Origin of the sequence: Pontibacter litorisediminis (assembly GCF_029360645.1) — a bacterium.
GTDB classification, from domain to species: domain Bacteria; phylum Bacteroidota; class Bacteroidia; order Cytophagales; family Hymenobacteraceae; genus Pontibacter; species Pontibacter litorisediminis.
Window position 1 is genome coordinate 578,801 of sequence record NZ_JARDUA010000001.1, and the last position, 26,608, is coordinate 605,408.

Annotated in this window: 24 protein-coding genes; 17 read left to right on the forward strand and 7 right to left on the reverse strand. The window is 54.1% G+C overall.

Annotated elements, in window-relative coordinates:
* The first annotated feature begins 20 nt into the window (after window positions 1–20).
* Window positions 21–1,037: a UDP-N-acetylmuramate dehydrogenase gene (murB, locus tag PXG97_RS02510; protein ID WP_276496144.1), complete on the forward strand. Its 1,017-nt coding sequence runs from the start codon at window positions 21–23 to the stop codon at window positions 1,035–1,037.
* Window positions 1,038–1,149: 112 nt separating this feature from the next.
* Window positions 1,150–1,656 (forward strand): hypothetical protein, encoded by a 507-nt coding sequence (locus PXG97_RS02515; RefSeq protein ID WP_276496145.1) that lies wholly within the window; start codon window positions 1,150–1,152, stop codon window positions 1,654–1,656.
* Window positions 1,657–1,735: 79 nt separating this feature from the next.
* On the opposite strand, the gene PXG97_RS02520 is transcribed toward PXG97_RS02515, so the two are convergent.
* The 3 genes from PXG97_RS02520 to PXG97_RS02530 all read right to left on the reverse strand — a co-directional run bounded on the left by PXG97_RS02520 (window position 1,736) and on the right by PXG97_RS02530 (window position 4,154).
* Window positions 1,736–2,644 (reverse strand): YihY/virulence factor BrkB family protein, encoded by a 909-nt coding sequence (locus PXG97_RS02520; RefSeq protein ID WP_276496146.1) that lies wholly within the window; start codon window positions 2,642–2,644, stop codon window positions 1,736–1,738.
* Window positions 2,645–2,725: 81 nt separating this feature from the next.
* Entirely contained in the window at window positions 2,726–3,400 is a 675-nt protein-coding gene (locus PXG97_RS02525; protein WP_276496147.1) for a nitroreductase family protein, read from the reverse strand.
* Between the two features lie 46 nt (window positions 3,401–3,446).
* Window positions 3,447–4,154: a class I SAM-dependent methyltransferase gene (locus tag PXG97_RS02530; RefSeq protein WP_276496148.1), complete on the reverse strand. Its 708-nt coding sequence runs from the start codon at window positions 4,152–4,154 to the stop codon at window positions 3,447–3,449.
* Window positions 4,155–4,388: 234 nt separating this feature from the next.
* Here PXG97_RS02530 and PXG97_RS02535 point away from each other — a divergent pair, with 234 nt between their 5' ends.
* The 4 genes from PXG97_RS02535 to PXG97_RS02550 all read left to right on the forward strand — a co-directional run bounded on the left by PXG97_RS02535 (window position 4,389) and on the right by PXG97_RS02550 (window position 8,095).
* Window positions 4,389–4,922, forward strand: coding sequence for a DinB family protein (locus PXG97_RS02535; RefSeq protein WP_276496149.1), 534 nt, complete (start codon window positions 4,389–4,391; stop codon window positions 4,920–4,922).
* Window positions 4,923–4,976: 54 nt separating this feature from the next.
* Window positions 4,977–5,885, forward strand: a complete 909-nt coding sequence (locus tag PXG97_RS02540) for a LysR family transcriptional regulator (RefSeq protein ID WP_276496150.1) — start codon at window positions 4,977–4,979, stop codon at window positions 5,883–5,885.
* Between the two features lie 66 nt (window positions 5,886–5,951).
* Window positions 5,952–7,154 carry a threonine synthase gene (locus tag PXG97_RS02545; RefSeq protein WP_276496151.1) on the forward strand — a complete coding sequence of 401 codons (1,203 nt, stop codon included), beginning with the start codon at window positions 5,952–5,954 and terminating at the stop codon, window positions 7,152–7,154.
* A 347-nt stretch (window positions 7,155–7,501) separates the two neighbouring features.
* The gene (locus tag PXG97_RS02550) at window positions 7,502–8,095 is read left to right on the forward strand and encodes a hypothetical protein (RefSeq protein ID WP_276496152.1); all 594 of its coding nucleotides are present in this window, start codon (window positions 7,502–7,504) and stop codon (window positions 8,093–8,095) included.
* Here PXG97_RS02550 and PXG97_RS02555 read toward each other — a convergent pair.
* Both PXG97_RS02555 and PXG97_RS02560 read right to left on the reverse strand, forming a co-directional pair.
* Entirely contained in the window at window positions 8,092–8,700 is a 609-nt protein-coding gene (locus PXG97_RS02555) for a hypothetical protein (RefSeq protein ID WP_276496153.1), read from the reverse strand. The genes PXG97_RS02550 and PXG97_RS02555 overlap by 4 nt on opposite strands.
* Before the next feature lie 337 nt (window positions 8,701–9,037).
* Entirely contained in the window at window positions 9,038–9,487 is a 450-nt protein-coding gene (locus PXG97_RS02560; RefSeq protein WP_276496154.1) for a hypothetical protein, read from the reverse strand.
* Between the two features lie 75 nt (window positions 9,488–9,562).
* On the opposite strand from PXG97_RS02560, the gene PXG97_RS02565 reads away from it, so the two are divergent.
* On the forward strand, window positions 9,563–10,048 hold the full coding sequence (locus PXG97_RS02565) for a nucleoside deaminase (RefSeq protein ID WP_276496155.1): 486 nt from the start codon (window positions 9,563–9,565) through the stop codon (window positions 10,046–10,048).
* Window positions 10,049–10,219: 171 nt separating this feature from the next.
* Here the strand turns inward: PXG97_RS02565 and ffh are convergent, their stop codons facing one another.
* Window positions 10,220–11,557, reverse strand: coding sequence for a signal recognition particle protein (gene ffh / locus PXG97_RS02570; RefSeq protein WP_276496156.1), 1,338 nt, complete (start codon window positions 11,555–11,557; stop codon window positions 10,220–10,222).
* 192 nt (window positions 11,558–11,749) lie between these two features.
* On the opposite strand from ffh, the gene PXG97_RS02575 reads away from it, so the two are divergent.
* The 10 genes from PXG97_RS02575 to PXG97_RS02620 all read left to right on the forward strand — a co-directional run bounded on the left by PXG97_RS02575 (window position 11,750) and on the right by PXG97_RS02620 (window position 25,396).
* Window positions 11,750–13,075 (forward strand): glycosyltransferase family 4 protein, encoded by a 1,326-nt coding sequence (locus PXG97_RS02575; RefSeq protein WP_276496157.1) that lies wholly within the window; start codon window positions 11,750–11,752, stop codon window positions 13,073–13,075.
* A 193-nt stretch (window positions 13,076–13,268) separates the two neighbouring features.
* Window positions 13,269–14,885, forward strand: coding sequence for an AMP-binding protein (locus PXG97_RS02580; protein ID WP_276496158.1), 1,617 nt, complete (start codon window positions 13,269–13,271; stop codon window positions 14,883–14,885).
* A 168-nt stretch (window positions 14,886–15,053) separates the two neighbouring features.
* A complete protein-coding gene (pseB, locus tag PXG97_RS02585) occupies window positions 15,054–16,073 on the forward strand; it encodes a UDP-N-acetylglucosamine 4,6-dehydratase (inverting) (protein ID WP_276496159.1) in 1,020 nt (339 codons plus the stop codon).
* 90 nt (window positions 16,074–16,163) lie between these two features.
* Window positions 16,164–17,357, forward strand: coding sequence for a UDP-4-amino-4,6-dideoxy-N-acetyl-beta-L-altrosamine transaminase (gene pseC, locus PXG97_RS02590; RefSeq protein WP_276496160.1), 1,194 nt, complete (start codon window positions 16,164–16,166; stop codon window positions 17,355–17,357).
* Complete coding sequence (gene pseF, locus PXG97_RS02595; protein WP_276496161.1) at window positions 17,354–18,046, forward strand: pseudaminic acid cytidylyltransferase; 693 nt, start codon at window positions 17,354–17,356, stop codon at window positions 18,044–18,046. The genes pseC and pseF overlap by 4 nt, the downstream gene beginning before the upstream one ends.
* Window positions 18,039–19,550: a UDP-2,4-diacetamido-2,4,6-trideoxy-beta-L-altropyranose hydrolase gene (gene pseG, locus PXG97_RS02600; RefSeq protein WP_276496162.1), complete on the forward strand. Its 1,512-nt coding sequence runs from the start codon at window positions 18,039–18,041 to the stop codon at window positions 19,548–19,550. Before pseF ends, pseG begins: the two co-directional genes overlap by 8 nt.
* A gap of 13 nt (window positions 19,551–19,563) precedes the next feature.
* Window positions 19,564–20,607, forward strand: a complete 1,044-nt coding sequence (pseI, locus tag PXG97_RS02605; RefSeq protein WP_420851752.1) for a pseudaminic acid synthase — start codon at window positions 19,564–19,566, stop codon at window positions 20,605–20,607.
* A gap of 3 nt (window positions 20,608–20,610) precedes the next feature.
* Window positions 20,611–21,888 carry a glycosyltransferase family protein gene (locus PXG97_RS02610; RefSeq protein WP_276496164.1) on the forward strand — a complete coding sequence of 426 codons (1,278 nt, stop codon included), beginning with the start codon at window positions 20,611–20,613 and terminating at the stop codon, window positions 21,886–21,888.
* Window positions 21,889–21,929: 41 nt separating this feature from the next.
* Entirely contained in the window at window positions 21,930–23,717 is a 1,788-nt protein-coding gene (locus PXG97_RS02615) for a LamG-like jellyroll fold domain-containing protein (protein ID WP_276496165.1), read from the forward strand.
* Between the two features lie 191 nt (window positions 23,718–23,908).
* Window positions 23,909–25,396: a lipopolysaccharide biosynthesis protein gene (locus PXG97_RS02620; protein WP_276496166.1), complete on the forward strand. Its 1,488-nt coding sequence runs from the start codon at window positions 23,909–23,911 to the stop codon at window positions 25,394–25,396.
* A gap of 37 nt (window positions 25,397–25,433) precedes the next feature.
* Here the strand turns inward: PXG97_RS02620 and PXG97_RS02625 are convergent, their stop codons facing one another.
* On the reverse strand, window positions 25,434–26,555 hold the full coding sequence (locus PXG97_RS02625) for a DegT/DnrJ/EryC1/StrS family aminotransferase (protein ID WP_276496167.1): 1,122 nt from the start codon (window positions 26,553–26,555) through the stop codon (window positions 25,434–25,436).
* Window positions 26,556–26,608: the final 53 nt, after the last annotated feature.

The following is a 26,608-nucleotide window of genomic DNA, read 5'->3' on the forward strand; positions in this document are numbered from 1 at the left end:
TTACCGCAAATTACCCACTTATGAGACTGCAGACCGATTTTTCTCTAAAACCCTACAACACCTTTGGCATAGAGGTGAAAGCCAAGCTCTTCGCCCGTTTCGACTCTGTAGAAGAGCTGCAGGAGCTACTGCAAAGCCCAGCGCTACAGCACGAGCAGAAGCTTACACTTGGCGGCGGCAGCAACCTGCTCTTTACCAAGGATTTTGACGGCGTGGTGCTGCAGAACGGCATCAAAGGAATAGAGAAAACAGCTGAAGACGAGGAGCACGTGTACCTCAGGGCTGGCGGCGGCGAAGTATGGCACGAGTTCGTGCTGCACACGCTAAACCAGAACCTGGGTGGCGTAGAGAATCTCTCGCTGATACCGGGCACGGTTGGGGCCGCTCCGCTGCAGAATATCGGCGCCTACGGGGTGGAGCTGAAGGATGTGTTCCAGGAACTGGAGGCGGTAAACATCGAAACAGGTGAGGTAAAAGTGTTTGATAATGAAAGCTGCCGGTTCGGCTACCGCGAGAGCGTATTCAAAAATGAGCTGAAGGGGCAGTACATCGTGACGCACGTAACATTCAGGCTGCACAAGAAGCATCACGTAAACACTTCCTACGGAGCCATAAAATCTACTTTAGAAGAGATGCAGGTGCAGGAGCCAAGCATTCAGCATGTGAGCGCGGCCGTGTGCCACATACGCCAAAGCAAACTGCCGGACCCAAAGCAGATCGGCAACGCAGGCAGCTTCTTTAAAAACCCGGAAATTCCGCTGGCTCAATACGAGGAACTGCAGAAGCAATATCCAGCTATTCCCTCCTACCCCGTCTCTGAAACGACTGTAAAGGTGCCGGCTGGCTGGCTGATAGAACAATGTGGTTGGAAAGGCAAAGTGCTGGGCAACTATGGCGTGCACAAAAACCAGGCGCTGGTGCTGGTAAACTACGGCGGGGCCAAAGGGGCAGACATCCAAAAGCTGGCATATGAGGTGATTGCATCGGTGGAACAGAAATTTGGCATTCGCCTGAGCCCGGAGGTGAATATCATGTAACACAGGCTAAGTGCTTAGAAAATTTATACTTGTTTTAGCCTAACTATTTGTAGAATCCTGCGCTATAAGGTCTATTACTCCTCCACTATATGACCTTTTACAAGTTAAAACTATGCACGCAAAAAACTTCATACTCTACTTAGTCCTATTGTTGTCCCTGAACCTGCTTATTTCTTGCAGCGATGACGATGATGACGCCCAGCCAGAACCAACTAATACAGAATTAATTACAGCTGGCGAATGGAAGGGAGACAAGGTTCTGCTTAACAGCATTGACGTAGCCGCCATACCCGGCGTGGGTGAAAACGCCACTACTTTCCAAACGCTTCGGCTCAATGTAAGGGAAGACAAAACCTATACAGCCACATTTCTGGCCAGCGGGCAGCAACAGACCTATGAAGGCTCTTGGTCGTTTAACAGCAACGAAACAAAAATCACACTGGAAAACCTCGGGGAAATGGATATAAAACGGCTGACCATGGAGAACATGGACCTAACTACCACGATCAGCATAGATAACCTGAACCTGCTGGGTGATATCATCGGCGTGGACCGCAGATTGATTGCTGCCTTTACGGGAGGCAATGACGTGAACGCTGAGTTAAGGTTTGTACGGTAACAGCCCCGCAACGCAACAAAGAAGCCCCGGCGCCAGATAAGCGCCGGGGCTTCTTTGTTGTAGGCATTTCATACTATGCTTACTCCTTCCTCTCCACTTCCTTGGTCTCCACCTTCACGGCGTTATCCTGCGGCCGAATGCCCCGGTCGTGCTCTCTGGAGTATACTTGCGTAAACTCAGCCCCCAGCAGAAAAATAATGGCGGCATAATATACCCACACCAGGATAAGCACCAGTGAGCCGGCGGCACCATACGTATCGGCCAACGGGTCGTGCTGAAAGTAAATGTTGAGGAGAAATTTGCCAAGCACAAAGAGAATCGCCGTGACCGTGGCCCCGACCCACACATTAGGCCAACGGATTTTAGCATCCGGAAGCACCTTAAAAATGGCTGCGAATATAACGATACTGATAAGGACTGATGCCAGTACATTGCCCGCTGTGATCAGGTAAACGGCTATACCCGATAGTTCCTGCCGCAGGAAATCATTCACTAACCCCATCAGGATGTCAATGGACAGGGACACGAGCAGCAGAAAGCCCATGCTCACCACCATCGCCAGCGACAGGATACGGTCTACCACCAGCTTCAGCAGCCCGAGTTCTGGTTTAGCCTTTACCTCCCACATGGCGTTTAGCGAGTCCTGCAGTGCCACAAACACCGTGGTGGCCGAGAAAATCATGGTAGACACACCTATCACGGTACCTATCGTAGTAGAAGCGGAACGATCGGCATTCTCGATGATGTTCTGAACCTGGCTAGCCCCCTCCTGACCAACAATGCCGCTTATCTGCCTGGTCAGTTCGCCCTGCACCGCCTCCTCACCAAACACGACACCGGCGATGCGCAAAGTAATAATGAGCACGGCAGGCAAGGAGAAAATCGTGTAAAAGCCGATGATGGCAGCCCAGTCGAGGGGCCTGTCGTCACTGAATTCTTTGAAGGTACGCTTGGTTAGCGCCCAGCCTAACTTTATCTTTTTGTTCATGCGCCATTTCGCTTTAACCTGCGCTTAGCAAGTATACAGCTCCTATTGTACGGCGACTTTTTAAGTATGATACTACAGTAATCAGGTATACCACTCGCTTACCTCCTGCAGCGGCTTGCGGCGAAGGTCCGGCACCTGCACCTCGCTGGCAGGAAAGCCAACAGGCAGCAGCAGGAAAGGACGCTCGTTTTCAGGGCGCTTGAGCAGCTTTGACAGAAAGTTCATCGGGCTGGGCGTATGGGTAAGCGTGACAAGGCCGGCATGGTGTATGGCCGAGATCAGGAATCCGCTGGCCAGCCCCACCGACTCCCCAACATAGTAGTTATTGCGCTTACTGCCGTCACGTCGAAGATCGTATACTTTCTTGAACACCACGATGAGCCACGGGGCTACCTCCAGAAAAGGCTTGTGCCAGTCGGTGCCCAGCGGGGCCAGGTCTTCCAGCCACTCCGGGCTCATGCGGTGCTGGTAGCTCTCGTACTCCTCCTTCTCGGCTGCCTCCCGTATCTGCTTTTTTATGTCGGGGTTAGACACGGCACAAAAGGTCCAGGGTTGCTTGTGCGCCCCGGAGGGTGCCGTAGAAGCCGTCTGCAGCACCTGCTCTATCAGCTCGCGCGGAACAGGCTTGTCTGAAAACCCCCGGACAGAACGGCGTCTGTCCATGAAGTGATGAAACTGCCGTGCCCGCTCCAGCATCTCCTGGTCTGGGTAAGAAACAGCCTGGTAAGGCACGTACGGGTAGCTCCTGTTTGTCATGGCACGATGATTTAGTTTACGAATACTACTACATTTGCTCTTATTTCTACACTACAGCCAGCCTTGCCAGGTAGTTGCCGGCATCTCCTTGCAGTAGCAACTCGAATGTATAGCCATGCTGCACGGCATAATCCTCTAAAATGGCAGGGTCAATGAAGAGCCAGTTAAACCAGCCGCTTTCCTGGCCCTTATAAGTCATATTATACTTTACCTCACCGTAATAACCGGCATTCAGATCGAGCAGCACCGACCCGTCTTCATCTTCGTACATGTACAGGATATCCGTAGACTCCAGCAGGATCTGCCCGCCTGGCTTCAGCAGGGATTTTGCGTGCTCCAGAAAGCGCTCCAATCCGGCAAGGGTACCGGCAATGCCAACACCGTTCATCAGCATGAGCAGCGTGTCATAGGCAGCGCCTTTCAGCTCAAGGAAATCCTGGTGCAGCAACTGCTTTATGCCCTGCCGCTGCATGGCTTCCATCGCCCCTGCCGAAATATCCAGGGCTGTCACCTCCTTCCCGCGCCGCTGCAGCGCCAAGGCATGGCAACCAGCCCCCGAGCCCACATCCAGTACGGCGCCTCGGCACTTATCCAGCGCCAGCACCTCCATCTCAGGCATCTCCTCTTCCGTCCGGAACAAGTATGCTACTGGTATATAGTCATCTTCTGTCAGGTTGCTTGCCACCGTTATCTCTGCATCCTCGGCTCCTTCCAGATAGTCCAGCAGGGCTGCGCCAATTGGGTCGTTTTTCATGTATAAGTATGTTAGTAGCTGCAAGTTCGGCACATTTGGCTTCCTGACAAACAGATTTTATACTTATCAAATGAAAATTAACATCACAAGCTTATACAGCAAACACAGCATCAAGCGTTTACCTATAAAATAGTAGTATCAAGATATTGCATATCTGCTTAACTTCTGTAGCTTTAGCCTCTGTTTTTAGAAAATAAGCCAATGGATGCAAACGCCTTCAGCCAAAACCTGCTTATGAACCCCAAACTGGAAGATAAATACCTGCGCCTGGAAGAGCTACGCAATCGCCTGCTGGATGAACTGGCAGGCCTTGATGATGCGCAGCTGAACAAGGCTCCGGCCCCTGAGAAGTGGAGCATAAACCAGCACGTGGCACACTTGGTGCTGGTGGAGGAGCGCGCCCTGGACAACGTGCGCTATAAGCTGCAACGGCAGGAAGAGCTGCAGGACGTAGGCCTGGCGCAGGAGGCAAAGCTCCTGCTGGTAAAAGTGGCGCTCCACTCCGGCCGAAAGTTTGTGGCGCCCCCTGTGGTGGTGTCGGTACCCGAAGTATGCCACCTGCCGGAGCTGCGGCAACAGTGGGACAAGGTGCGCTTTGAGCTGGAAGATGAGTTGACCTCTTTCCCGCAGCCCCTGCTTGAGAAAGGCGTTTTTAAGCACCCTATGATTGGCTACCTCACCATAGGCCAGGCACTGAACTTCTTGCAGGACCATTTCATCCATCACAAGCACATTATGCAGGCACATAAGCAGGCACTGGTGGGGTAGAATTGGCGCCTGCAACTACTCAAACCTGAACTCTTCGCCCAAGCCCTGTCTTACATGCTTTCTCAGCGACATGAAGTCTTTATTGAGGTGGCCCGGCTCCTCAGCTTTACCAAAGCCAGCCAAACGCTGTTTATCAGCCAATCGGCGATCAGCAAACATGTAAAGGCTTTGGAGGAGTTTTACAAAACAGGGCTGTTCCACCGCCATGGCAACACCGTGAGCCTTACACCTTCCGGAAAGCTGCTCTACCAGAAGCTGCTGCAGGCACGCCAGCTGCAGCACGAACTATACGAGGAACTCCGGCATATCAGCCCCGACTTTGCCCCGCAGGTCCAAATGATCATCGGGTCCAGCACCACGATTTCGCTGTACATCCTTCCGCCGGTACTCTCTGCTTACCTGGCCCACAACCCGAACGTTCAGATCACGCTGAAGAACCGGAATTCTGAGAACATACTTAAAGCCCTGCTAGACCATGAGATAGACCTGGGCATTATTGAGGGTGTCAGTAAAGTGAGCCAGGTGAGCTATACGCCCTTTATGGAAGACGAGGTGATACCGGTATGCTCGGCTCAGAACCCGTTGCGCTACCAACAACTACGGTACCAGGACCTGTACAACATACCGCTGGCCCTGCGCGAGCATGGCTCCGGCACACTGGCTGTGCTGGAAGAGGCCCTCATGCAAAAAGGAATTCGCTTGCACGACGTGCCCGTAAAGATAAGGCTGGGCGGCACGGAGGCCCTGAAAAATTTTGTGCGTGCCAACCACTCCTGCCTATCTTTCCTGCCAAGGCCCGCTGTGCTTAAGGAACTGGAGTCTGGTGAGTTGGTGGAGTTGAACATCGCTGGCTTACGGATAGGCCGCACCTTTTACTTTATTCAGCGCAAAGGCACCGAGAACGATCAGCTGTTCAAAAACTTCCTGCGCTTTACCAAAGGCTATTATTCCAAAAAGGAATAGGCTATTCCTAAATACCATTTTGCTTACTCATAGCTAGGCAGCTTCTTGCCGTAGTAAATTATAGCTATGGATACCGATACTACTACCCGCCTCAGCCGCCTACAGCAGTTAAATTGCTCTAACTGCGGCGCCTCCTACTCACCGTTTCAAGAACACACCCTGTCGCCCTGCTGCCATCTGCCGCTGGCGGCACAGTATAACCTGAGCACGCCCCTAAAAAAGAAAGTGTTGGCGCAGCGGCAGGCTACCATGTGGCGCTACCGTGAACTGCTGCCTGTCTTAAATGAGGAGCATGTCGTAAGTCTTGGCGAAGGGTTTACGCCGGTGCTGGAGCTTCAGAACCTTGGCAAGAGCTATAACCTGCGCAGCCTGCGGCTGAAGGACGAAGGGCAGAACCCTACCGGCTCCTTTAAAGCAAGAGGCCTGAGCATGGCCGTGTCCAAGGCAAAGGAGTTGGGGGTGGAAGGATGCATTGTTCCTACTGCCGGCAACGCCGGCGTGGCGCTTGCCGCCTATTGCGCTAAGGCTGGCCTAGAAGCCGTGGTGGTGATGCCGCGCCATACGCCGGAGGCGTTTAAAGAGGAGTGTTACTGGTACGGTGCAGAGGTGGTGCTGGTGGATGGCCTGATCAACGACTGCGCCACAAAAGTAAAAGAGATGAATGCTAATGGCCGGCTACTGGACGCGTCGACCTTGAAAGAGCCTTACCGCCTCGAAGGCAAGAAGACCATGGGGTATGAGATTGCTGAACAATGGGACTGGAGTTTGCCTGACGTTATACTGTACCCTGCGGGTGGGGGCACCGGTCTGATCGGCATCTGGAAAGCTTTTCAAGAGCTACAGGAGTTGGGCTGGCTGGAGGAAGGTGCTAAACTGCCGCGCATGGTGGCCGTGCAGGCAGCCAACTGTAGGCCGCTGGTAGAAACATACCTGGGGCGTCAGCCAAACGCGCAGCAGTACGTGGGGCAACCTACCATAGCCAATGGGTTGGCCGTGCCGCGCCCCATCGGTGAGCAAATGATGCTGCAGGTACTGCACCAGTCCGGTGGAACAGCTGTGAGCGTTACTGAGGAGGAAATGCTGGAGGGGCTACGGGAGCTGAGCCGGCAGGAGGGCCTTTTTGTTGCTCCGGAGGGAGCTGCCGTTTGGATGGCCGCTCGTAAGCTTCGCTGCAACGGTACAATCTCTGCCTCTGAAAACATCCTGCTGCTGAATACCGGCTCCGGCCAAAAATACATGGATAACATTAAGGGTCGGTACAGTGCTTAGCTAACGTGGCTTGTAAAAAAACTCAACCCTATCTGCTGCCCATACTTACATATGCCTTCAGCCATCCATAGAGGCAAGCCAGCTCTAAGAGTCACTTGATGATTCTACAACCGTAATTTTATACAGTTATCCTTTCTATCCAGTTGTTTGTAACTTATTTATTAAAGTTCTGATTCAGATAAATCGGTCTAGATTTTCACACGGGTAACAGCACAAAAAAGCTGTAGTCATATGGGTAGATAATCTACAGAAGCAGACAGATAAGGACTCCTGCCCCTATCCTTTACCTTATAAAGCAAGTATAAAATTCAGGCTAGGCTGGCAAAGCAGCCAAACGCAAGCACTATATGGTAAGTAATCACCTTGGGGTAGACTATGGATCTAAATTGGCGGGCACAACGGCAGCAGCCATGGTGCAGAACGGGAAACTATGCCTGTGGCAAAGCAAACCCGGACAGGATGCCGATGCGTGGCTGCTGGAGCTGATACTGGAGCACAGCCCGACAATAGTATATGTGGATGCTCCCCTTACGCTGCCGAAGGTCTATAGCATGGAGGCGCCTACGCCAGAGGCGGACTTCTTTTATCGGCAGGCAGACCGTGAAGTGCAGGCTATGTCGCCGATGTTCCTTGGCGGGCTTACTGCCAGGGCCATACGTATGCGCACTTTGCTGGCCTCTAAAGGAACAGCCATGTTGGAGACCTACCCCGCTCAGGCAAACAAACTCCTGCTGCCTCATGTGCAGGGATATAAAAAAGACCCTGCTGCGCTTCCGGCTTATGCGGAGGCACTGCAGGACCTGGTAAACTATCCTATTGAAAACGCACCTCAAAATTGGCATCAAATAGATGCCATACTATGCTGGCTATCAGGATACAGGCATAAGCTTCATAATTCTAAGCTTTATGGCGATGCAAGAGAGGGTCGCATCATAGTTTAGTTCCCGTCTGTCGCATCGGCCGCGGTTTCGAGGGTGCGGAACTCCATCTGCAGCGCCTTTATTTTCACTTCTGCATCTGTTGGTATATTACCCTCAATTTCGGCTTTGCGCTCGTTTAATTTCTCTAGAACGCGTTTTGCCATCTCCCAGTCCGCGTCACTCCATGTTTCCTTCTGCTCCCGCACATTCTCCATAAACGCAATGTACACATCACGCACATTGTTCTCGTCTATACTTGCATAGTCAGCCCAGCGCCCCAGTAAGTTCCGCTCCCACTCCGACAAGTCCTCCCCTTCCAGGCTGCGCTGGTATTCTTCGTCTGCATCCTGAAACTCTTGCTTCAGATTCTGGTAATCCTGTTTCAGTTCTTCCGTAAAGTTCTCCTGCTTACGATCCAGTTCCTGTGTGCGCATCCTGAAGTCTTCCCGGGCGCGTTTCCAGTCCTCCTCTGTACGTTCTGCCACATTAGAGGTGGCGTTGTTCACCCATACCCTAAAATCCGCTAAATCGTCTTCCACCTGCTGCTCTTTTGTGGCTGAACAGGAAGCAAGCATAACGCTGGCAGAAAAAAGTATGGCTGTTAAAATGTGAAAAGTCCTTTTCATGTTATTTGGTCGTTTTGGTTCTATCATCTCTCCCACATACGGCACATACAACTTATAAGATATTAAAGATCAACAGCAAAATATGGCTCATCTAAATAACACCTTCTTCTACACCTTATTTAAAAGCCTTGGACATAAAACCTGTAAAAGGTAAAAACCATCCCCTAACAACTTCGTAAACAATACAAAATAGAAATAATTATACAATATAAAGACATAAGTATATCACCTGACCTTAATACATTAGGAACAGACATCAACCCTCTTAAGGGGCAACAATTGCAATAGCTTATACTTCGAGTATGCATTAACACCGCACAAGTGAAGTATAAGCTATTTAATTTTTGGCCTCCAGTACCAAGTAGGCACCACTCATGGCGAAGAACCGCAGCACCAACTTGTCTCTTTTCAGTTCTTTTATCTCCCAGCGGGGCAGCATCGTGCTCAGTATAGACCTGCCGTCCACCTCCCTTGTCTGCATGTGTATCTCCCCCCTGGAAGCATCCAACTGCCAGCGACCTTCCTCCACACTGCCTGCTCCGGCGGCTCCGTAGTGGCGGCTCAGGGTGTAGGTGCCGTTCTTCCGGAAGGTCAGCTCTAACTTCTCATAGGGCGACACCGGCTCCAGCGTTCCGTTGTGGGCATGGAACTGCTCGCGCAGCACCCATGTGTTAGAGAGCAAGGCCACAGAGTCCGTCTGGGGCAGCTGTGTCTGCAGCGGGTCGAAAGCGAACTTTGGCGCCGGATTTACAGTAAGAGTCAGAAATAAAATCAGTGTGGACAACATGGATCATCAATTTTGGTCTGCACAAGTATAACGTACGCAAAACGAGACGTTTGCGCAACAACCCTGCAAGAAAATATGGAAAATAACCAGGCAAAGCATGAAGCTTTCATGCGGGAGGCAATCAGCCTTTCTATCGAAAAAATGAAGGAAGGGTTTGGCGGGCCCTTCGGAGCGGTGATTGTACGCAACGGCATGGTGGTAGCGCGCGGCTACAACAACGTGCTGCACACCCACGACCCTACGGCGCACGCCGAAGTAGAGGCCATTCGCTCCGCCTCCCACACCCTCGGCACCCACGACCTCTCCGACTGTGAGATCTACGCCAGCTCCCAGCCCTGCCCAATGTGCCTTGGCGCCATTTACTGGGCCCGACTCCGCAAAGTATACTATGGGAACCCACACCAGGAGGCAGCGCGTATCGGCTTCGACGACTCGTTTATTTATGAGGAATTGGAAAAGCCCCTAGAGCAGCGCCGCATTCCAATGGAGCAGCTCCTGCCACAGGAGGCACGGGAGGCTTTCAAGCTGTGGGAGCAAAAGGAAGACAAGCAGCCGTATTAGAGAGTTAGAGAGTTAGAGAGTTAGAGAGTTAAGGTATACTTGGTAACCTGGTATTAGGTACAAAAAAACCGCTGGCCATACTTTTCAAAGTATAACCAGCGGTTTTTTGCTGCCCGACACCTATGCGGAGCGGGTTATTTATCTTTTGACTTAGATTCCTTTGTCAGGAACCTAGCGCTGTTTCAGCAGGTTGGCCATGTTGCCCAGGCCGCCGCGCTTGCCAGCCATCTTGTTCATCGAGCGCATCATCTTGCGCATGTCGTTAAACTGCTTCATCAGGTTGTTTACCTGCGTCACATCCGTGCCGCTGCCTTTGGCAATGCGGGCTCGGCGGCTGCCGCTGATCATATCTGGGTTCTCACGCTCAGCAGGTGTCATCGACTTGATGATCGCCTCGATTGGCTTGAAGGCGTTCTCGTCAATCTCCACATCCTTCAGGGCCTTACCCACGCCGGGGATCATGCCCACCAGGTCCTTGATATCACCCATTTTCTTGATCTGCTCCAGCTGCGTCAGGAAGTCGTCGAAGTTGAACTGGTTTTTGCGAATTTTCTTGTTGATGCGCTTCGCCTCATCCTCGTCAAAGGCCTGCTGCGCGCGCTCCACCAGGGAGATCACGTCGCCCATGCCCAGGATACGCTGCGCCATACGATCAGGGTAGAACAGGTCCAGCGCCTCCATCTTCTCACCAGTAGAGATGAATTTGATTGGCTTCTCCACCACGGCACGAATCGAAAGGGCCGCACCACCGCGCGAGTCACCGTCCAGCTTCGTCAGCACCACGCCGTCGAAGTTGATGCGCTCGTTAAAGGTCTTGGCCGTGTTCACCGCGTCCTGGCCGGTCATGGAGTCTACCACGAACAGCGTTTCGGTCGGGTTAATGGCCTTCTTTATCTCGGCTATCTCTTTCATCATCGCCTCATCCACGGCCAAACGGCCGGCGGTATCGATGATAACTACTTTCTTATGTGTTTTCTTGGCGTGCTCAATGGCGTTGAGGGCGATCTGCACCGGGTTCTTGTTCTCCGGCTCGGTGTACGCCTCCACACCCACCTGCTCGGCCAGCACCTGCAGCTGGTTGATCGCGGCCGGACGGTACACGTCGCAGGCTGCCACCATCACCGAACGGCCCTGCTTCTTGATGTAATTGGCCAGTTTGCCCGTGAAGGTGGTTTTACCAGAACCCTGCAGACCAGAGATAAGGATGATCGCCGGGTCGCCCTTCAGGTTGATGTCCTGCTTCTCGCCACCCATCAGCTCGGTCAGCTCCTCGTGCATGATCTTCACCATAAGCTGGCCCGGAGACACAGCGATCAACACGTCACGGCCAAGGGCTTTCTCCTTGATGTTGTCGGTTACCGTTTTGGCAACTTTATAGTTTACGTCGGCATCCACCAGGGCACGGCGCACCTCTTTGATGGTGGTGGCCACGTTGATCTCGGTAATGCTTCCCTGGCCTTTCAGCGTTTTAAAGGCACGGTCTAACTTGTTACTTAAATTATCGAACATGTTCTTTTCTGGATTTACCTACAAAAATACGGATTATCAGCAAAACTTACTACTTTAAATGTACGGCATCGCCTTGCTTGGCTATACTTGCTTTAAAAGCATAAATACAACAGCAGACCCAATGCCGCGTAAAGCCATTATCGGAATGTTTTATTCCCTATATTTGAAAAGAATTGCATAGTACCGATCGCTTTGAAAGAAACTGACCTGACCGATATACTTTACATCTCTTATTACTGGCCACCGTCCGGAGGGCCGGGTGTGCAGCGTGGGCTGAAGTTCTGCAAGTACCTGCCTCAGTTCGGGGTGCGCCCCACAGTGCTCACCGTAGACGAAAAACAGGCGTCCTACCCTCTTCTGGACGAAACCTTTGCCCAGGAAGTTCCCGAAGGGCTGCAGGTATACCGCACGGCCACCTCAGAGCCTTTTGAATACTACAAGAAGCTATCCGGCAAAAAGGAAGTGCCGTACAGCGGCTTTGCCAACCAGCAGGCGAAAGACACGCTGCTGGACAAGCTGTTTAAGTTTGTGCGTGGCAACCTGTTTATACCCGATGCCCGTGTGGGCTGGAACAAGCATGCTATACGCAAGGCCGAGGAATTGTTGCAGGACGGCACGTATAAAGCCATTGTCACCACCAGCCCGCCCCACTCTACACAGCTGATCGGGCTGAAGCTAAAGCAGAAGTATAACCTGCCCTGGATAGCTGACCTGCGCGACCCCTGGACCAACATACACTATTACGACCAGCTGCTGCACACCCCGATTGCCAAGCGCCTGGACGAGAAGTATGAGCGGCAGGTGCTGGAGCAGGCAGATGCCATCCTTGTGACGAGCGAGGACACCAAACGCCTCTTCCTGAACAAGCCGGCCAGTATAGACGGGCGCAAGATCCATGTAATACCGAACGGCTACGATGCCCAAGACTTTGTTTACCAGAGCAAGCCGCCGAAAAACGAGTTTTTGATCACCTACACCGGCACGATCACCGAGCAGTACAATATCGATGTGTTCCTGAAGGTGCTGGCACATCTGCTCTCCATCCATAATGAGATAAACTACAAGCTTCGCTTTGTGGGCAAGGTATCCGAAGGCGTGAAGAAAAGGATTGAGAAGGCCGGTGTGCTGGGCATTACGGAGTTCATACCTTACGTGCCCCACCAGGAGGCCATTAAGTATATGATGGAGAGCACCGTGCTGTTTCTGGCGATTGCCGACGTGGAGAACGTATACGCCAACGTGCCGGGCAAACTGTTCGAGTACCTGGCCTCTAACAAGCCGATCATCGCGCTGGGCCCGGTGCACTCCGACATGGACCGCATCATAGACGAATGTGGCGCCGGACGCCTGTTCCACTACACCGCCTATGACCTGATGCTTGACCACATGAACCAGTGGAGCAAAGCCTGGAAGATAAACCCGAACCTGGACCTGCCCTACATCAACCACTCCCGCTTCTCCCGGGAAGCGCTGACAGAGGAATTGGCCAACGTGATCAAGAAGCTGGTAAAGAGGTAGGCTTCTCGCCTACCCTCCTCCGCCAGCGGTTTGAAATCGTAGTTCTTGCGCCATGGATCATCTTTTAACCGCTTCTGCGATACTTTTCTAAAGCGTAGATACTCTTTCTTAGAAATCGTAGCAGATTCGTGCTTTCCAAACGGCGACAGGTCTCGTATGCTGAAATTTGGGGATCTAATATTCTTCACAGCATATGCATACCCTATCTTATAGCCATGGCGCCAGCACGACTCCGCTGCGTGGCGAGACCATTGGCCAAAGCCTTAGAAACACAGTAGCTAAATATGGCGACCGAGACGCCCTAGTGGTGGTGTCGCAGCACTACAGGGCCACTTACCGCGAGTTTTGGGAGCAGGTGGAGCAGGTGGCCAAAAGCCTGCTGGCACTTAACGTGCAGCGCGGGGACAGAGTAGGCATCTGGTCGCCGAACCGCTATGAGTGGGTGCTGGTACAATTTGCCACCGCCCGGGTGGGAGCCATCCTGGTCACCATCAACCCTGGCTATAAAACCAACGACCTGCAGTACGCCCTGCGCCAGAGCAGGATAAACCTGCTAGTTGCCGCTCCTAATTTCCGGCAGACAGATTATGTGGCGATGTTGGAGGAGATCCGCCCCACCTGCGATTACCCGCAGCAAACCGTGATACTTGAGCGCGATTGGGACACTTTCCTGAAGGCCGGCGAAAGTATACCCGACGAAGAGTTAAAGGCACGAGAGCAGGCACTGCAATTCGACGACCCAATCAACATCCAGTATACCTCCGGCACCACGGGTTACCCTAAAGGCGCCACCCTGTCGCACCACAACATCCTGAACAACGGCTTTTTTATAGGTGAGGTCCTGAAGTATACCGAGCAGGACCGCGTGTGCATTCCGGTGCCCTTTTACCACTGCTTCGGCATGGTGATCGGCAACCTGGCCTGTATCACCCATGGCTCCTGCATGGTGGTTCCGGGGGCATATTTTGAGCCGGAGCAGGTCATGCATACCGTGCAGGCGGAGAAATGCACCTCGCTCTACGGCGTGCCCACCATGTTCATTGACGAGCTGGACCACCCAAGCTTCCCAAAGTATGATTTCTCCACGCTGCGCACCGGCGTTATGGCCGGCTCCAACTGCCCCGTAGAGACGATGAAAAAAGTGCAGCAAAAGATGAACATGCAGGAGGTGACGGTGTGCTACGGCATGACCGAAACCAGCCCAGTATCGCTCCAGAGCCGCACGAACGACCCGCTGGACAAGCGCGTCTCCACCGTAGGCACCGTGCACCCGCACCTGGAGGTGAAGATCGTGGACCCGGAGACAGGGCAGGTAGTGCCGCGAGGCCAGCAGGGAGAGCTTTGCACCCGTGGCTACTCCGTCATGCTGGGCTACTGGGACATGCCAGAGGCGACGGCCAAAGCTATTCACAACGGCTGGATGCACACTGGCGACCTGGCTGTAATGGACGCAGAAGGGTACGTAAAGATCGTGGGCCGCATCAAAGACCTGATCATCCGGGGCGGCGAAAACATAGCGCCTCGAGAGGTGGAGGAGTTTTTGATGACGCACGAGGCTATCGTGGACGTGCAGGTGATCGGAGTGCCGGACCAGAAGTATGGTGAGCAGGTAATGGCTTGGGTAAAGCTGAAAGAAGGGATTGCCGCCACACCCGAGCAACTGACGGCCTTCTGCAAAGGAAAGATTGCCACCGTGAAGATCCCCCGCTACTGGAAATTTGTGAATGAGTTTCCCATGACCGTAACCGGAAAAGTACGAAAGGTAGAGATGCGGGAGCTATCCGCAAAGGAACTGGGCCTGTCGGAATAATCACCCCAGGTGTGAAGAAAAAAAGCAAGGCGGCTCCGGTGTGGGCCGCCTTTCGTTTGAAAGTATACTCCCTCTTTCTACACCCGTGCAGGCTTCCGCTAAAATAAGTATCTTGCAGCAGGATTGGGTGACCAATTTGCACCCAAAGTATAAAGCAAAAAACACAGCATGGCATTAGACCTTAACAACAAGGCTATACTGATAACGGGCGGCACGGGCTCGTTCGGAAAAAAGTTCGTGGAGATGGTATACGCCCGCTTCCCGAACGTGAGAAGAGTGGTGATATACTCCCGTGACGAGCTGAAACAGTTCGAGATGTCACAGGTTTTCCCGCACAGCAAGTATAACTCTATCCGGTACTTTATCGGGGATGTGCGCGACGGCGACCGCTTTAAGCGCGCTTGCGAGGGAATTGACATCATTGTGCATGCCGCTGCCTTGAAACAGGTACCTGCCGCCGAGTATAACCCCATGGAGTGCATCAAAACAAATGTGCTGGGTGCCGAAAACGTGATTAATGCCGCCCTGGATTGTGGTGTGAAGGATGTAGTGGCGCTGTCTACAGACAAGGCCGCAGCACCGATCAACCTGTACGGCGCCACCAAACTATGCTCCGATAAGCTCTTTGTGGCAGCTAACAACATGCGCGGCAAACGCGATATCCGCTTTTCGGTGGTGCGTTACGGCAACGTGATCGGTTCGAGAGGTTCTGTGGTGCCCTTCTTCCTGAAGAAGCGCGCCGACGGGATACTGCCCATCACCCACCCGGACATGACCCGCTTCAACATATCCCTGGAAGAGGGCGTGGAATTGGTGTTTCATGCGCTGGAGAACCATTGGGGCGGCGAGATCTTTGTGCCAAAGATCCCATCCTACCGCATCACCGACGTTGCCGAGGCCATCGGCCCGAACTGTGAGCAGGAGGTGGTAGGTATCCGCCCGGGCGAAAAACTGCACGAGGAGATGATCACCGAAACAGACTCTCTGAACACAGTGGAACTGGATAAATACTACGTGATACTCCCATCCACCCCAATCTGGAATACAGACGAATTTTTGGCAGCACACAAGGGTAAGATGGTAGAAATGGGCTTTAAGTATAACTCCGGCACCAACACCGATTGGCTTACCGTAGAACAACTAAGAGAGCAGATCCGCCAGCACGTGGACCCGAATTTTAATGCGTGAACGACCGGGTGAGTGCAAGAGTGATTGATAATGAAGCTGTCTTCCATGGTCGATCTTCTAACTTTTTAACCTACTAACTCTCTAACTCCATTGTCAGAAGCTAAAAACATAAACCCTATTCCCTACGGTCGCCAGCACATCACCGAGGAGGACATCCGGGCGGTGGTGGAGACGCTGCAGTCCGACTACCTGACGCAGGGGCCGAAGGTGGCCGAGTTCGAGGCGGCCTTCGCCCGCTACGTGGGTGCCCGCTACGCCGTGGCCTGCGCCAACGGCACGGCCGCCCTGCACCTGTGCTCACTGGCCCTGGGCGTGAACGAGAGCTCCAGGGTCATCACCACGCCCATCACCTTCGTGGCCTCGGCCAACGGCGTGCGCTACTGCGGCGGCCAGGTCGAGTTCGCCGACATCGATCCTGCCGCGGGCCTGCTGGACGTGGAGAAGGTGCGTGAACTGATAGAAAGCAAGCCTCAGGGCTACTACGCCGGCATCATACCGGTGGACTTTGCCGGCAACCCGGTGAACCTGGAGGCCTTCCGCCAGCTGGCCGACGCCCACGGCCTGTGGCTCGTGGAGGACGCGGCCCACTCGCCCGGCGGCTACTTTACTGACAGCCGGGGCGAGAAGCAGCTGTGCGGCAACGGCAAGTATGCCGACCTGGCCATCTTCTCCTTCCACCCCGTCAAGCACATCGCCACGGGCGAGGGCGGCATGGTGACCACCAACGACGAGGCGCTGTACAAAAAGCTATTGCTCTACCGCACCCACGGCATCACCCGCGATGAGGCGCTGCTGGAGGAGCACCACGGCGGCTGGTACATGGAGATGCAGGAGCTGGGCTACAACTACCGCATCCCCGACATGCTCTGCGCCCTGGGCCTCTCGCAGCTGGAGCGCGCCGACGCCGGCCTTGCCCGCCGCAGGGGCATCGCCAAAGTGTACGATGAGGCCTTCGCTGGCGTGGAAGGTCTCGAAACCTTAACGACCACGGCAGAGGCGCTGCACGGGGAGGAGACCGGCCATGCCTATCACCTCTACGTGATCAAGGTAGCGGACCGCAAGGGGCTCTACGACTACCTCAGGGAGCATAGCATCTTTGCGCAGGTGCACTACATCCCGGCCCACACGATGCCCTACTACCGCGACCTCGGTTACAGCAAGGGGGACTTCCCGCATGCCGAGCAGTACTATGCCGAATGCCTGAGCCTGCCGATGTACCCGACGCTGACGCAGGAGGAGCAGGAGTTTGTGATTGAGAAGGTGAAGGAGTTTGTGCAGCGGTGAGCAGGCTTGCCATTATACCGGCCCGGGGAGGCAGCAAGCGCATCCCCCGCAAGAACATCCGGAATTTCCTGGGCAGGCCCATCCTCGCCTACTCCATCGAGGCGGCCCTGAGCTCCGGGCTGTTTGAGGAGGTCATGGTCTCCACGGATGACGAGGAGATTGCGCAGGTGGCGCGGGAGCGTGGCGCGAGCGTGCCGTTTCTGAGAGGCACGGAGGCATCAACTGATTTCGCCACCACGGCCCAGGTGCTGGAGGAGGTGCTGTCCAAGTATAAAGAGCGGGGCAAGTCCTTCCATGAGGCCTGCTGCCTCTATCCCACTGCCCCCTTCATAACGGGTGATACCTTGCGCAAGGGCTACAGCATGCTCACCGAAGACGGATTTGACACAGTGTTTCCGGTGCTAAGGTACAGCTACCCGATCTGGCGCAGCCTGAAGGTGGAGCACGGGAAAGCCGTGCTGAACTGGCCCGAGCACCTGAACTCGCGCTCCCAGGACCTGCCGGCCGCTTTCCACGACGCCGGCCAGTTCTACTGGTTCCGCGTGGACAGGTTCCTGGAAAGCAAAAGGCTCTTCACCCCTAACTCCGGAGTGGTGGAGCTCTCAGAGCTAGAGGCCCAGGACATCGACAGCGAGACGGACTGGAAACTGGCCGAGCTGAAGTTTAAACTGCTGCACAACGTTGACTGATACAAGCAAGGACATAGCACAGACCAACAAATCCCGCATCGTCTTCCGCGCCGACGGCAACAGCCGCATTGGGCTGGGGCACGTGGTGCGCTCGCTGGCGCTGGCCCAGATGCTCAAGGAGGAGTTCCGCTGCGTGTTCGCTGTGCAACAGCCGGAGGAGTCGCTGCTGGGGCAGCTACAGCATGTTTGCGAAGAGGTGATCGTGCTGGAAGCTCAGGAGATAAACGAGCAGGAAGCTACCTACCTATGTGGGCAGGTGCTGCGGCCAAGCGACGTGGTGGTGCTCGACGGGTACCGCTTCGACACAGCCTACCAGCAAGTCATCAAGCACCACGGCTGTGCCCTTGTCTGCATCGACGACATCCACGCCTACCCCTTCGTGGCCGATGCGGTGCTAAACATGGCGGGCGGCGTGGAAAAAGAGAAGTATAAGGCCGCCCCCTACACCAGGCTATTGCTCGGCCCGGCGTATGCGTTGCTGCGCCCGCCCTTCCTGAAGGCCGCTAGCGAAGAGCGGGAACTGCCGGATGAAGGGCTGCGACTACTGCTGAACCTGGGCGGCGCGGATCCCCGGAACCACACGCTGCGGCTGGCGCAGGAACTGCATGCCAGTCAGCGCTTCGATTGTATCGAGCTAGTGGTAGGCGGGGCTTACCGGCACCTTCCGGAGCTTGAGGGGTGGCTGCAGGGCAAGGAGCGCGTGAAGCTGCACCAAAACCTGGATGCTGAGGGCATGTGCCGCCTGATGCGGCGTTGTGCCGTGGCGGTGACATCAGCCAGCGGCGTGGCCTACGAGTACGCCGCCGTGGGTGGCCTGCTCTGTGTGCTGCAGACGGCAGACAACCAACAGGGGCTTTACAGGTTCCTGACAGGCACCGGCGTGGCCCGGCAGTATGAGGGGCCGCAAAGTATAGCTTCGGCAAGTATAGCCACCGATTTCCAGCAACAGGTACAGGTGCAGCGGCAGTACCTCGACGGCAAAAGCGGTGAGCGGCTGCTCGGGGAGTTCCACAGGCTCAGCCTCTTGGCCAGCCTCAAGCTCCGACGAGCCACGGCAGAGGACGTGCTGCTGGTCTATGACTGGAACAACGATGCGGAGGTGCGCAAGCGCTCCTTTAACCCAAAGCCTATTCCGCTGGCCAGCCACCAGGCCTGGTTCAAGGCAAGGCTGGAGGACACAGGCACGCCGGTTTACATCGCTGAAGTTGCCGGGGAACCCGCCGGGCAGATTCGCTTTAACCTCTCGGGGGGGCAGGCTACCCTGGGCTACCTCATCGCCAGAAAGTACCGGGGAAAGGGGCTTGGCCATGTGGTGCTGCTGAAGGGGGTGGAGAGGCTGAGGCAGGAGTGCCCTGAGGTAACCCTTGTGGAGGGGCTGGTGCAGCATGAGAACATCGCCTCGGTCCGGGCTTTTGAGAAAGCCGGCTTCTCCTATGGCGCGCCTGCCCCGGAGCACCCCGAGGCATTTTGCTTCGTGCTGAGGCTATCAGAAAGCAATGTATAAAAACAGAAGAAACATGATCAACGATATCAACATCGCCGGCCGCCTGGTCGGCCCCAGCCACAAGCCCTTTGTCATCGCCGAGATGTCGGGCAACCACAACCAGTCGCTGGAGCGGGCGCTGGCCATTGTGGACGCCGCCGCCGACGCGGGCGCGGACGCCATCAAGCTGCAGACCTACACGGCCGACACCATGACGCTGCCGGGTGCCTTCACTATCGAGGATGAAGGCTCGCTGTGGAAGGGCCGGGAGCTCTACGACCTCTACCAGGAGGCCTACACCCCCTGGGAGTGGCACCGGCCTATCTTCGACAGGGCCCGGGAGCGCGGAATGATCGCCTTCTCCTCCCCTTTCGATGAGACAGCCGTGGACTTTCTGGAGGAGCTGGGGGCGCCTCTTTACAAGATCGCCTCCTTCGAGAACACCGACCACCCGCTCTTGCGCCGCGTGGCGGCCACGGGCAAGCCCGTGATCATGAGCACCGGCGCGGCCACCGTGCAGGAGGTGGCCGAGGCAGTGCAGGTGCTTCGGCAGGCAGGGTGCCGGGAGCTTATCCTGCTCAAGTGCACCTCCACCTACCCGGCCACGCCGGAGAACACCAACCTTTTGACGATCCCCCACATGCGCGCGCTTTATGGGGTGCAGGTGGGCCTATCGGACCACACCATGGGCGTAGGCGCCGCAGTGGCCGCAGTGGCCCTGGGCGCGACGGTGGTGGAGAAGCACTTCACGCTGCGCCGGGCCGACGGGGGCGTGGACTCGGCCTTCTCGCTGGAGCCCGAGGAGCTGCACACGCTGGTGGTGGAGACGGAAAGGGCGCGGCTGGCGCTGGGGCGCGTGCAGTACGGGGTGCAGCGGGCCGAGGAAAAGAGCCGCCTGTTCAAGCGCTCGGTCTACGCGGCCAAGGACATCAAGGCGGGCGAGGCGCTCACAAAGGAGAACATCCGCGTCATTCGCCCGGGCCTGGGGCTGGCGCCCAAGCACTACGACACGCTGCTGGGCAAGCAGGCCAGGCAGGACATCCAGGCCGGGACACCCCTCAACTGGGATTTGGTTTAGCGCATGCGCAAGTGGTTCACTCTTTACGATAACATACTTCACCTGCACTTTTCAGAGGCGTTTTTAAAGCTCCCGGAAAGTGCCAAAAGTGCTGTATCACCTAAAAACCCGCTGATGCGCCTGGGCAAAGTAGCGGGTTATACTTTGCTGCGCTTGTTTGGCAACCTCTTTAAATCCGTTGAAAACAAAGAAAAGCTTCAGGGGAAAGTATGGCTATACGTAGTAAGCCAGAATAATTATGATAGCCTGAGCTTTATCGAAGCAGCACTCCCTGGAACTGTCTTTGTGGCGGGGCAAAGCAAAGAGATTGGCAAGTATAACGAGGTGGTTCAACGACTTTCGTTACGGCAGAAGCTGCTGTACTACTATAAGTTCCCGCTGCTTCTGCTGCAGTTTCTAAAGTATAAAAAAGCCAGTACCCTGCGCTTCTTTGACGTGCTTTATGATGCCGTGGGTTTCTATGAGGTGTACCTGCGCAAGCTGAGAAGATACAAGCCAAAGGCCATCATCTTTGCCAACGACCACAATGCCGATGCACGCGCCATGTTACTGGCTGCTAAAAGCCTCGGCGTTAAAACCGTTTACATACAGCACGCTAGCGTCAGCACTATGTTCCCGCCCCTGCAGTTTGACCTGAACCTGTTGGAGGGCCAGGATGCGCTGGATAAGTATAAACGCTGCGGACCGGTAGAAGGAAAGGTAGAACTGATCGGCATGCCCAAAGCCGACGCGTATGTGCCTTACCGGAACACCAACAGAACAATTAAAACCATTGGGCTTGGCTGTAACCTGATGGATGATTTATCAGAGGTTAGTAAGCTAGTGGTTGCAATTTCGGAGGCACTGCCAGACCTTCATATTGTTTTAAGGCCCCACCCACGAGATACGCGCAACTTCGAAAAGTTTAGAAGTATAGGACCCAAAATCAGTTTATCCGACAGCCGCACGACCCCCACCTTTGAATACCTGCGCCAGATCGATGTGCAGGTTAGCGGCAACTCCGGCATTCACCTGGAGGCTGTGCTGCTAAACGTCTGGTCTATCTTCTACGACTTCAACCCAAGCCATAAACTAGAAGACTACTATGGCTTCATACAAAGAGGGCTGATAGATGCTGCAGTTACCCCAACAAATTTAGTGCAGCTGCTTGAAGCCCAGCGGCAGGCTAAACCAGATGTGTTTGAGAAAGCAAAATACTACAACGCCACGGTGGGAACACCTTATGACGGCCGAAGCAGCACGCTTGCCCTAAAGCTAATGACTGACTTCTTAAGTCATTAAATTATTGCTATACTTGATCCATATTCGCTTCACAAACGCCTATGAACAAACTTTTACCTTGCCTACTCACCCTTTTCTCTGTATCTCTCGCTTTCAATTGTTACGCACAAGGACCCAAACAGGCACTCCAGCTTGACGGTATAAATGATTACGTTGACTTTGGCGAGGACAACAGAGGGCTCACCAATACGCTAACAGTAGAGGCTTGGATTAAAACAAGCTCTCTCGGACATGACCACATCATATCGAAGTATGACCGCGATGCGGAAAAAGGATTCCAACTCTTAATCCAGAACGGAAAAGCTTGTATTGCCGGCAGAGACGGATCAGGCAACTACAGAACCTCAGGCTATTCTTACACCATTGTGGCAGATGATAACTGGCACCACTTGGCAGGCGTCGTAGAGGATGGTACTTGGATGATCTATGTAGACGGGGTACTAGAGCAAAAGTCTGAGACAGGCTATACTCGTACAATACTCAGCAGCAGCGAGAAACTGCTTATAGGGAACTACTACTACAGGTTTCTGGGCAACCACTTCTACAGCGGACAGGTTGATGAGGTAAAACTATGGAAAAGAGCACTAACTGTAAGTGAGATCAGACAGAACATGTGCCGTTCCATACCTCCTGATTCACCAGATTTGATAGGCTACTTCAAACTAGACAGCTTTACAGATGGCGTGATCAAAGACCAAAGCAGTAAAAAAATAGACGGGACACTACAAAACACCTCGCCTTCCGTAGCTGCTGTTTCCTCCGGTGCCCCGATAGGAGATAAAAGCGTTTACAGGTACACCTCCGACTGGAACGCCCCTCTTGAACTAGTTACTGACAGGGCTAATTTTTCTATAACCAAAGTTGATCCTGCTATACAGGGCTTGCATCTGTATACCGTCCAGTCCCCTCCAGCCTCCACCAGCGGCATAAATAACTCTCAGGAGGTAAAGGAATACTATGGTATGTTCAAGGTCGGCGAAAAATCCAAAAAGTATAAAGTGTACTTCAAACAGTATGGCTTAGTCTGCGGAAGCAGCCTCTTCCGCAGGCAGGATAACACCTATACTCACTGGAGCCAAGTAGCAGATACGGTTGCCTCTCCCATCATGCTGTACACTTCATCCGACAATTATGGTGAGTTTGTAGCTACCTCCAATGCACCAACAGCAGTGCATATTAGCGGCCCTACAATATTATGCCCAGGATCTACGGCCAACCTAAGTGTGAGCAACACCGGAAATGGCAGCATAAAGTGGAGCAACGGCGCTACCCACACAACCACAGTTGTTGCTGCCGCTGGCACCTATTGGGTTGAGGTGACTAGTCCGAACGGATGTACTTCCAGAGATGAAATAACCATAGCCTCTGCTCCCGAACCTGCCGCTCATTTTCCGGCAGAGGCATTCATTTGCCCCGGCGAGCCGGTGGTGTTGGATGCCACTACCAATGGAGCCACTTACCTGTGGAGCGACGGGCAAACCACTCCTTCTATCAAAGTATCAGCGCCTGGCGTTTATTCCGTCGCGATCACCACAGCTGACTGTTCATACCTGAAGGAGGCTATTGTCTCCAGCGACGAATGCCCCGTCATCCCAAACATCATTACGCCAAACGGGGATGGGAAAAACGATGCATTTACGGTACAGGGGGTCGAGGCAGGCACACTGGAACTGAAGGTCTTTAACCGCTGGGGAAAATCAGTTTATCAATCCGACCAATATGACAACGGGTGGACGGCAGCAGGATTGTCGGCAGGCGTGTATTACTACCAATTCACCAGCAGCCGTACGCGAAAAGTGTACAAAGGCTGGCTCGAAGTAATGAAGTAACAGACATGGAGGATCAGCTATAGTTCCCATAGCGGGTCTGTGGGAGCGGCATGATTCAATACCACCCACACGGGCAAAATGCAGTAGAACACCCGCTGGGGGACTTTCAACATGAGACAAGTATAAACTGCACGGTAGCTACCAACAATAAACCACCATATATGCTATTTTTGCGCTTCACCCTATAGCCCATGAGCAGAACCTTACAGCGCGAAGGAATCTGGAACACCACCATTTCGTATGCCGGCATCCTGATCGGGTATGTGAACACGGTGCTGCTCTTTCCTAATTTCCTGGATGAGGCCGAGGTAGGCCTCACGCGCCTGCTGCTGTCGATCTCGGTCATGTACGCACAGTTCTCAGCCCTGGGCTTTGTGAACATGAGCGTGCGCTACTTTCCTTATTTCCGTGACCCGGAGAAGCAGCACAACGGGTTCCTGTTTCTGCTGCTGTCGGTGCCGCTGCTGGGATTCGTTCTTACCACGGCACTTTTCCTGCTCTTTAAGCCAGCAGTGGTAGGCTATTACCTGGAGAACTCGCCGCTCATCATCGACTATTACTATTACCTGATCCCTCTGTCGCTCTTCGCGCTGCTGTTCAATATGTTCACGGCGTATTTGCGCTCGCTTTACAAGACAATTGTCTCCTCCTTCGTGCAGGATTTCCTGCTGCGCATACTTACCACTGTGCTAATCAGCGCCTATGCGCTGGGGGGGATGGAGTTCCACACGTTTGTGCTGCTGTACATAATCGTGAACTCAGTGGGGGCGCTGGTGCTGGTGGGCTATACAATCTGGCTCAAACAGCTACACCTGAAGCCTTCGCTGGCGGTCATGAGCATCATACCGCTCCGGGAACTGTTTTACTATGGCTTCTTTACCTTGCTGGGAAACATCTCCACCACCATCATCACCACCGTGGACCAGGTGATGATCTCCTCCTACAGCCTCGCCGACAACGGCATTTATACTACCGCCTTCTTTATGACGAGTGCCATACTTGTACCGGGCCGGTCTATCCTTAAAATTGCGCACCCGCAGGTGGCGGAGTTTTGGAAAGAGCGGGATATGAACGGCATGAGCAACTTGTACCAGCACGTCACTATGATCAACCTGATTGTGGGGCTGTTGCTTTTTATTGGCATCTGGGCCAACATTGATAACCTCTATGACTTCATGCCCGAAAGTTACCGTAGTGGCAAGTATGTGGTTTTGTTCCTGGGCCTGGCCCGCCTCGTGGACCTGGCCACGAGCCTGAACGGGGCCATTCTGGCCACCTCCGACAAGTATAAGTGGGACCTCGGGTTCAATGTGGTGTTGGCTGGCCTCACTATCTGGACGAACTGGTACTTTATCCCGCGCTATGGCATAGAAGGTGCGGCTTTGGCCTCCATGATCTCGCTGGTCAGCATGAACATTGCCCGTCTGCTCTTCGTGCAGTTCATCTACCATATTCAGCCTTTTACCTGGAGCGCTTTAGGAATCACCGCAATAGCCGCCGTTTCCCTGGCTTGCTCCTACCTCCTGCCCTACCTGGGCAATGTGTTTCTCGATCTGATTACGCGCTCCGTGCTCATCACGGCAGTATACATGGGGCTGGCGCTCAACCTCAGCATCTACCCGGAGATGAACGCCTGGCTGCGCAAGGTGATCTACGGCATCACCGGCTGGAAACTATAGGCTGACATCAAATCACCGGAAGCATGCTTTAGTAGCCTCAGCTAAACTGCTTAACATAATTTACCACATGCTGACAAATATAGGTTAATTGGTCTTCTTTCAGCTCTGAGTGCATGGGCAGGGATAGTACACTTTGGCAAAGCAGTTCCGCCACGGGCAGGTTGCCGGGGGCATAGCCTAGCGCCCTATATTTCTCCTGCAGGTGCAGCGGCTGCGGATAGTATATCGCATTGGGTATAAAATTATCGCTTAGGTGCTGCCTCAATCCATCTCGGATGCTGGGGCTTACTTGTATGGCATATTGCTGGTACGTGTGCGAGCTGTAAGTGGCGCGCTGGGGCGCCTGCACCAGCTCCGTTTCAGCGAAGGCGTTATCATAGAAGCGGGCTATCTCCTGCCGCGACTCATTGTACTCGTCCAGGTGTCTTATTTTCACCTCCAACATGGCAGCCTGCAGGGAATCCAGGCGAGATGCAAACGTATACCTGCCCTCCATCCCGTCTTTCGTAATCTGCTTCATACGGTGCGCCAGTTCCGCATCGCTGGTAAAAGCCGCTCCCCCCTCTCCTGCATCAGCAGCAGGCTTTGTCGGGAAAAAAGAAGTATAACCTATATGCCCCATAGTACCTGCCTTCTGCTCCTTTCCATCCGCCCCTACATACCTTGCCCCCAGCGCCTGCGTCACATCCTCCAACACCCACAGCTTATATTTCTGCGCCAGCTCCATCAGCTCCTGCATGGGCGCGCACTGCCCAAACAAATGCACCGCTACAACGGCAGCCGTAGCCGGGGTGACCTTACGCTCCACAGAGGCTGGGTCCAAGGTAAATGTTTCGGCATTCACATCCGCAAACACGGGCACCAACCCTGCAGCCACTACCCTATCGGCTACTGCTTCATGGCAGAAAACAGGAAGTATTACCTCAGCACCGGCAGGCGGCTGTAGCGTCAGCAGGGCCAGTTGTAGGGCATCTGCCCCATTGGCACAAGGCCAGGCATACTGCACCTGCAGGTACTGCGCTATACTTTGGGCAAAAGCCGCTACCTCCTCTCCCTTTTCCTGGCCCATGTTTGCCATCACACCGCTAAAAGCCGCATCCAGCTCCGGCTTCAATCTGGCATAGAGGGCTTTGGTGGAGGTCATCCTGATATCTTCCATGGTGTTATTTCTTACAGCTGATGTGCTACAAATATAAGGAAAACAGCAGGCTT